Here is a 6,602-nt window from a genome sequence, read left to right on the forward strand (position 1 = left end):
ACCTCCGCGACCGCGCCCTCGCCGGGACCTCCGGATCAGGCACCTTCTCATCAAACGAACTCACTTGGGGTCAGACTCCTCGCTCGCCCTCAACTGAAGGTTTCAAGAACAAATCTTGCCTCAGGCAACCTTGACACAGAGGGCTCACGGCACCCGAGCGAGGAGGTCCACCCAGCTCGCTGCCTGACGTCGTCGTGGCGGCGCAAAGCTGACGGCCGGGGCGAGCCCTGCGCGGCATTGAGGACCACCGAGTACCTCGACGCTCATCATGGGCAGCCCCGCCCGTCGTCTCACCAACCCGATTACACGCTGCTGGGCACCATCCCCATACGGCTATGCAGGGACAGACGACGGACGAGGCACCGGCCAAAGGGCTTGCGCAAAACGACTTACGCTGATGAGAGTGCGTTTTGACGACATACTCGGTCCGGGGCTCATCGCCACGGTGACTCTCCTGTTGCCACCAGGCCTGGAGTGAAACCGAGGGCCCCGCGATGAGTCGATCAGGTCGATCGATGCTTGACGCCGCGCTGAGCTGTCTGGTCGAGCGCGTGCCTTGTCGACTCACCGGAGACGAGCAGATACTCGGCCTATGACGGCCAATGCAACGATTCGCCAGACCTGGCGCGTCTCACCAAGCATGAGGTCCGTCAGGCGCGGTGCGAGGTGTCGTGCGTACTTGGGTCCTGCCGCCGTTCTGATCGGTTTTGCCCTATCGGCGTGTGGGACCGAGGCAGCGCCAACCTCTGGAGCGACAACTATTGCAACGCCTATCGCGGGAGCGACAACGCCGCGTGATGCGGTGCCGACGTTGATTCCGTCCGCTCCTGCGCCTGCGGTGTTTCTCGACCGGGCACGCGACGTGGCGCGAGCCGTCCGGGCTGCGGGGATCCCGAAGTCGCCCGAGGGGATCTTCCTGTACTCGTCGCGGACACCGGACCTGGGCTTCGAGACGACCGAGCAGAAGGTTGCCTGGGGGGCCGGGCACGTCACCATCGCGCCGGGCGTACAAGCCGGATCAGGTGGCACCACCCGCATCGATTTCGGCGACGGCTCGAGTCTGTCGGTGAGGGTCCTCGATCCCCGGCCCGCACTGGCACAAGCGATTGGAACTCCGCACGACAACTGCGGACACGTACAAATACCGGCATCGAAGTGCAGACTCACGATCACCGCCGCATCCTTGACGACCGTCGACGTGGACACGAGCAACGGCCCGGCGACCGTGCCGGCGTGGTCCTTCACGGCGAAGGGCAAATCGAGGCCGATGGTCGTCGTCGCAGTCTCTGAGGACGTGCTCAAGCCTGTTGTTCAGCCCGTGCCACCGCCCGGGCTCGCCAAGCTGGACCCCGGCCTGCTCGGGGCCGGGCGGCTCACCCGGATCGAGGGCAACACGCTCACCTTCTCGCTCAGCCATGGGGGCTGTGAGTCCGACCTTCGAGCTCACGTCGTCGAATTCGACGACCTGGTCGTGATCGGCGGGAGCCACGGTCCCCTTATGGCCGGCGCCGGCTGTGGTGCGCTCGTTGCGTATTCGACGCCCGCTGTCGTGACCCTGGCAGAGCCGCTCGGAGACCGGGCGGTCATCAGCGCCGCCACAGGCGTCAGGCTCACACCTCGGTGATGCAAACGCTGAGTCCAACCCCTATCTCCGCAGTCCTCGGCGCGAACGCGAGGATCTGCGACAGCGCGGATCGCGGCATGACAGGACGTTAAGCATGCCCGGGTACAACACGTGGCGGTTGACAGACTCCGGGGACCCCGGGCTTCCCCTGCTGGCCCCTGGTCCCGGCGTCGTGTCGGCTACTCGCCGCGGGCGCCGTCGATCCGCTCGCGGATGATGTCGGCGTGACCGTTGTGGCGGGCATACTCCTGGACCACCTTGAGCAGGTATGCCCGCACCGACGCCTTGCCTGTCGGCGCGAGCGCCGACAGGTCGTCGTACCGCGCGATCACGGCATTCGCGGCCTGCCGCTCTTGGTGCCACCGGTCCAGTGACTCGGGCACCATCGACACGTCGAGGTTCTCGATGTCGGCCTCGTCATCGTCGTCGGAGAGGTAGACCGTGCCCCGGCTTTCACCGCTGAGGTCGTTGGTCAGGTAGTCCCGTTCGATCTCGGTCAGATGTCTGACCAGGCCCAGCAGTGTCAGTGTCGACGGCGGGGCGGACGCCGTGACCAGCTGTTCCGGGCTCATGCCGTCACACTTTGCGGCCAGGGCATCGCGGTGGAATTCCAGCCATCCGACGACCGCGCCGACCTCGTCGTTTGCCTCAGGCTCTGGTGCTCGCTCCATCCGCCCAATTCTGGTCGGAACTGGCGCTGTGTCTATGGTCAGCCGGCCGTCGGCCGAGCCGGACCGTCCAGTGCCTCACGAGCTCGGTACGGGCGACCACCGACATCTCCCCAGCGATGATCAGTCAGGTGCTCATCCTCGCTGGGCCGGCATTGGCAACGCTCCCAATTCGGCCTGAGCGCGGAAATGCGGCATGTCAGTGCGCATCGAACCTCGGTGGTCTTGGCGTCATCTACGCCGGTGTCTTAAGGCAGGTCGGGTTGGGGGTGGTTGGTGACGAAATCACGGACTGCGTCGTCGCCGATCAGCCCTTGGTCCAGCAGCCACTGGACGGCTCGGCGCTGTGCTCGCACGTCACGAAAGGCGTGCCAGGCCGGCGCCAGCTCGGGGTGTTCCTCGTATAGCTCGTCCTTGAATCGGCGGAAGGCTCCCTTGCCTCGGATTGCCCGCCCCAACCGTCGTCCGACACTCTCGTCGCTGACCCCCTCTGCGAAGTCAGCCATGTCCTGGTACCAGACATGGGAAGGGAGCGGATCGATGGGAATCAGGTCCAGCTCGTCAAGCTCGACAGGGTTCTCCCCATCGATGCCGGTGTCAGATGTCCAGAACGCAATCCGTCCTGTGTTTGGGTCAATCAGCCAGCGATGTTCGTAGTCGGTCTGGTCCGACAGCGCGGTTGCTATCTCGTCTACGTCGAGCTTGGCTAGGTCGAGCACCCGTTCAGTGTAGATCCCTGTTCCGGGCTGCGGCAGGAGCGGATGGCCGCGTAGCGTTCCACGCTGTCCGCGGCAGGTGCGTGCGTTTAAGGGCTCTGCGCGTGGCGGGGTAGCCAGGTCAACAGTTCCGCCCCGAGGGTGCGCACCAGTTCTTCGCCCCAGACGGTCAGCGACTGCTGCCACGGGTGTGCGAACGTGCCCCACCGCAGGTCCGACGTGGTGTGGACGTAATAGTCGCCGTTCGGGAACACCGGGACGGGCCATCCGACGTCCGCGAGAGCATGCTTGGCCGGCGAGTAGCGGTATGGAGTGTGCTGCCAGTCCAACGCGATCAACTCTTCCTCGTCGGTGAGCCAAACAAAGTTCCGGAGGGCAGCCGCGGTGATCGCCGCTTCGGCGGCCGCGAACCTAGTAGCGTGTCGCTGCTTAGTTCCGGGGTGGCTGGTTGAGAGGGTTTGAGGTCGGCAGATCTCCTTCCCCTCTGCCAGACAGGACTGTTGTCATGGGCTCGCAGCAGAAGCGGCCGGTCGTGTTGTGCGCGGCCGATCGTGACGAGTTGGTTCGGGTGACCACGACGGGGGTTCATCCGGCCGCGTTGATCCGGCGGGCGCGGGTGCTGCTCGCGTTGGACACCTCGGTCGGCGAGGTCGATTCGCAGGAAGTGATCGCGGCCCGGCTGGGTGTGTCGGCCGAGATGTTGCGTCTGGTCGCCAAGCGCTTCGCCGACAGCGGCGGTGATGTGTGGGCCACGATCGCCCGCAAGAATCGGGAGTGCCCGCCGGTGCCCTCGCCAGTGACCGGCGAGGTCGAGGCCCGGCTGATCGCGCTGGCGTGTTCGCAACCACCCGAAGGGCATGCCCGGTGGTCGCTGCGGCTGCTGGAGAAGCACGTCGCGCTGGTCGAGGACATCCCGGACCTGGACCACTCCACCATCGGGCGGGTGCTAAAAAACGAAACTGCGTCCTCATCTGAAGAAGTGCTGGACCATCCCGCCCAAGGCGAACGCGGAGTTCGCCGCCCGGATGGAGGACGTCTTGGCGGTCTACGCCCGGCCCTACGATCCGGCGTATCCGGTGGTGTGTATGGACGAGAAGCCCTACCAGCTGCTGGATCACGCCCGCGACCCGATCCCCGCCACACCGGGACAAGATCTGAAGGAAGACAGCGACTACGTCCGCCGTGGTACCTGCTCGATCTTCTGCTGGGTCGAGCCCCTGGCCGGCCGGCGACGCGTCGACGCCCGGCCACGGCGGACCAGGACCGAGTGGGCCCACCAGGTCGAACAGCTCTTGACCTACGACTACCCCGACGCCGCGAAAGTCGTGCTCGTCATGGACAACCTCAACACCCACGGCATCGCCTCGCTCTACGAGGCCTTCGCGCCGGAACACGCATTCGCGTTGGCTCAACGGCTAGAGATCCACCACACCCCCAAGCACGGCTCCTGGCTCAACATCGCCGAGATCGAACTCTCCGCGTTGACCCGGCAATGCCTGGACCGCCGCCTCGGCGATCTCGAGGTCCTCAACACCGAGCTCACCGCTTGGCAGAACCACACCAACGCCGACCAGCGTCAAGTGGACTGGCAATTCACCACCGACGACGCACGCATCAAACTCCGCCATCTATACCCCAACAATTAGCGGCGACGCTCTACTAGCGCCATCGTGAGCAAAGACAGGGGCGAGGTCGATCACAACACAGACGTCAGGGAGCCGGATGGCAGGCACAGCACGCTCGTAGTAGTCAGGCTTGAAGTCGAAGCGAGCGTCGAATGCCGCCCACGCCTCGGCGTATTCAATCGGCCGCCACACTTCTTCGGCCCGGAAGGCTTCGCTCACAGGCAGAGGCTAGTTTGGCGCGACCTTAGACACCTCAACTTTCCTATCGGCGGCAGATGCTTGCGTCTGTGTCTCCCGCCGCTGAGGCTCGACGATGCGACGTTGACCCGCCTGGACGAGTTGTTCCCCGGTCCAGGGCCGGCGCCAGAGGCGTACGCCTGGTAGCGGATGGCGTCAGCTTCGGTTAGGACCAGAACGCCGACGTCGCCGCAGGATTCTCGTCGAAGAACCACCCCTCGGTCACCTTGCCCCCTGAGCAGTGGAAGATCCAAACGGACCGCATCTCGAGCGAGCCCTTGTCCCGTCGATTCATCGTCACGTTGGCCAATGCGACGGCGTGCTCGTCGTTGGCCAGGACATCGTGGAGGTCGAACGACAGTGAGCCGCCCTCCTCCGCTACGCCTGTCCACAACGCTATGAGCGCATCACGTCCTCGGATGTCTCCCGCCCACTGGTCTTCGCCTGGGATATGCCAGACCACGTCCTCCCCAAGGACGTCCTGCAAGACCTTGGCATCCATGGTCAGCCGCGCCGCGCTCAAGCGCCTGATCAACTCGACGTTCGGATGCTCTGTCATCACACAGTCCTTATGTTTGTCCTCACCGCAGCCATGCTAGGACGAGGGCTCCAACGAGCGCGGGGGAACACGATGGTGACGATCAGCCGTCGACTGCGTGTAGCCGCTGGTCTTCCAGTCAGGACTAGTGCCTAGGTCCCGGTCAGTGCTCTCTCAATACTGGCCGGGGCCGCTTTGGAAGCGCTAGCCTGCGCCCGTCCGCTCATCGCCAGATCCGTGTGTTGACCGGCTCCCTCAGTTGGTTGTCAGACGTCTAGCTTGTGCCACATCAGCTGACGGAAATGTGTCGCGGAGGCTTCGAACTCGCTGTCTGTTCGGAGATTTTTGACGGTTACGTGTCATGCGGGCTTTGCGCCACAGGCCCGGTGTTGCCTGGCCGTCGTCAGCTGGATCGGAACCGATCCGCGAACAGCTCGCTCAGCTTGGGCAGGCGATTGCTCCACTCGGCTTCGGTGCGGAGATCCCAGCGCTCGTCGGCAGGCTTTGGACTTCCGGTCGGTCGTGCCACGTCTGCCTCTGCTGCTTCCCTGGCGTCCCAGAACGCGTCAGCGTCTCCTGCCAGCAGTTGATATGCCGTAGGCGCGGCGAACAGCAACTGCTCATCGCCGATCCATCGATCGCGGCGGGCCGAAGCGCTGATCTCTCGTACTGCCGGATGCCGTGCGAGAGAGTCAGTGTCGTTGACAGCCGCCTCGAACGTGCTGCGGCCCATTCCGACGAGTCCTGCGCGGAAGTCGGAGAACCCGTCGTCCGAGAGATACCCATACTCGATGATCCAGCACGCTGCGCACACATCCCATTTGTCGGCCTGGGCGCGCACCTCACGGAACACGTTGTCGAACGCAATGATTTCTGGACGAGCAAGTCTCACAAGCGCTGCCACCAACGCCTCAGTGACTGCGCTGGGCTGGCCGTCTCTTCGAGCTTGATCCGCTTTCGAACCGGCGGCAACCCTGGCGGACTCCACAACACGCCAAAATCCGTCGACATCCACGCGCATGAGTATCCACGACGAGGGTGGCCCAGTGCGCACGGGCGTTCAAGGCCATGCCGATCGTTGATCGGGGTGCGAAATGCAAGGAGCAATGATCAGAACCTGTGGATGGCCCTCGGCGGGGTGACATGAAGGAGCGCACCTTCCCGAGGAAGATCTGAAGCCCATGCAGTTCTGAT

General features: G+C 64.4%; 8 protein-coding genes and 1 pseudogene. 3 read left to right on the top strand and 6 right to left on the bottom strand.

Going from position 1 to position 6,602, the window contains the following annotated elements; translation table 11 throughout:
* The first annotated feature begins 802 nt into the window (after window positions 1-802).
* The gene (locus ACIBL3_RS47095) at window positions 803-1,624 is read left to right on the top strand and encodes a hypothetical protein (protein ID WP_396360596.1); all 822 of its coding nucleotides are present in this window, start codon (window positions 803-805) and stop codon (window positions 1,622-1,624) included.
* A 179-nt stretch (window positions 1,625-1,803) separates the two neighbouring features.
* Here ACIBL3_RS47095 and ACIBL3_RS47100 read toward each other — a convergent pair whose 3' ends face one another.
* The 3 genes from ACIBL3_RS47100 to ACIBL3_RS47110 all read right to left on the bottom strand — a co-directional run bounded on the left by ACIBL3_RS47100 (window position 1,804) and on the right by ACIBL3_RS47110 (window position 3,499).
* The gene (locus tag ACIBL3_RS47100) at window positions 1,804-2,295 is read right to left on the bottom strand and encodes a DinB family protein (RefSeq protein ID WP_396360597.1); all 492 of its coding nucleotides are present in this window, start codon (window positions 2,293-2,295) and stop codon (window positions 1,804-1,806) included.
* Between the two features lie 245 nt (window positions 2,296-2,540).
* Window positions 2,541-3,011 (bottom strand): UPF0158 family protein, encoded by a 471-nt coding sequence (locus ACIBL3_RS47105; protein WP_396360598.1) that lies wholly within the window; start codon window positions 3,009-3,011, stop codon window positions 2,541-2,543.
* An 86-nt stretch (window positions 3,012-3,097) separates the two neighbouring features.
* Window positions 3,098-3,499 carry a DUF2716 domain-containing protein gene (locus ACIBL3_RS47110; RefSeq protein WP_396360602.1) on the bottom strand — a complete coding sequence of 134 codons (402 nt, stop codon included), beginning with the start codon at window positions 3,497-3,499 and terminating at the stop codon, window positions 3,098-3,100.
* 206 nt (window positions 3,500-3,705) lie between these two features.
* Between ACIBL3_RS47110 and ACIBL3_RS47115 the strand changes: the two are divergent.
* Both ACIBL3_RS47115 and ACIBL3_RS47120 read left to right on the top strand, forming a co-directional pair.
* A pseudogene (locus ACIBL3_RS47115) lies at window positions 3,706-3,897 on the top strand (hypothetical protein); the annotation flags it as partial.
* A 70-nt stretch (window positions 3,898-3,967) separates the two neighbouring features.
* Window positions 3,968-4,654, top strand: a complete 687-nt coding sequence (locus tag ACIBL3_RS47120; protein WP_396360603.1) for an IS630 family transposase — start codon at window positions 3,968-3,970, stop codon at window positions 4,652-4,654.
* On the opposite strand, the gene ACIBL3_RS47125 is transcribed toward ACIBL3_RS47120, so the two are convergent.
* The 3 genes from ACIBL3_RS47125 to ACIBL3_RS47135 form a co-directional block, all read right to left on the bottom strand.
* A complete protein-coding gene (locus ACIBL3_RS47125) occupies window positions 4,637-4,852 on the bottom strand; it encodes a DUF2716 domain-containing protein (protein ID WP_396360599.1) in 216 nt (71 codons plus the stop codon). The genes ACIBL3_RS47120 and ACIBL3_RS47125 overlap by 18 nt on opposite strands.
* A gap of 184 nt (window positions 4,853-5,036) precedes the next feature.
* A complete protein-coding gene (locus tag ACIBL3_RS47130; RefSeq protein ID WP_396360600.1) occupies window positions 5,037-5,429 on the bottom strand; it encodes a nuclear transport factor 2 family protein in 393 nt (130 codons plus the stop codon).
* 382 nt (window positions 5,430-5,811) lie between these two features.
* Entirely contained in the window at window positions 5,812-6,423 is a 612-nt protein-coding gene (locus ACIBL3_RS47135; RefSeq protein WP_396360601.1) for a DUF4240 domain-containing protein, read from the bottom strand.
* Window positions 6,424-6,602: the final 179 nt, after the last annotated feature.

Origin of the sequence: Kribbella sp. NPDC050124 (assembly GCF_044460355.1) — a bacterium.
GTDB lineage: Bacteria > Actinomycetota > Actinomycetes > Propionibacteriales > Kribbellaceae > Kribbella.

Coding starts and splice junctions, on each gene's coding strand:
- ACIBL3_RS47130 (WP_396360600.1), bottom strand. CDS start 5,429: ATGACAGAGCATCCGAACGTCGAGTTGATCAGGCGCTTGAGCGCGGCG.
- ACIBL3_RS47100 (WP_396360597.1), bottom strand. CDS start 2,295: ATGGAGCGAGCACCAGAGCCTGAGGCAAACGACGAGGTCGGCGCGGTC.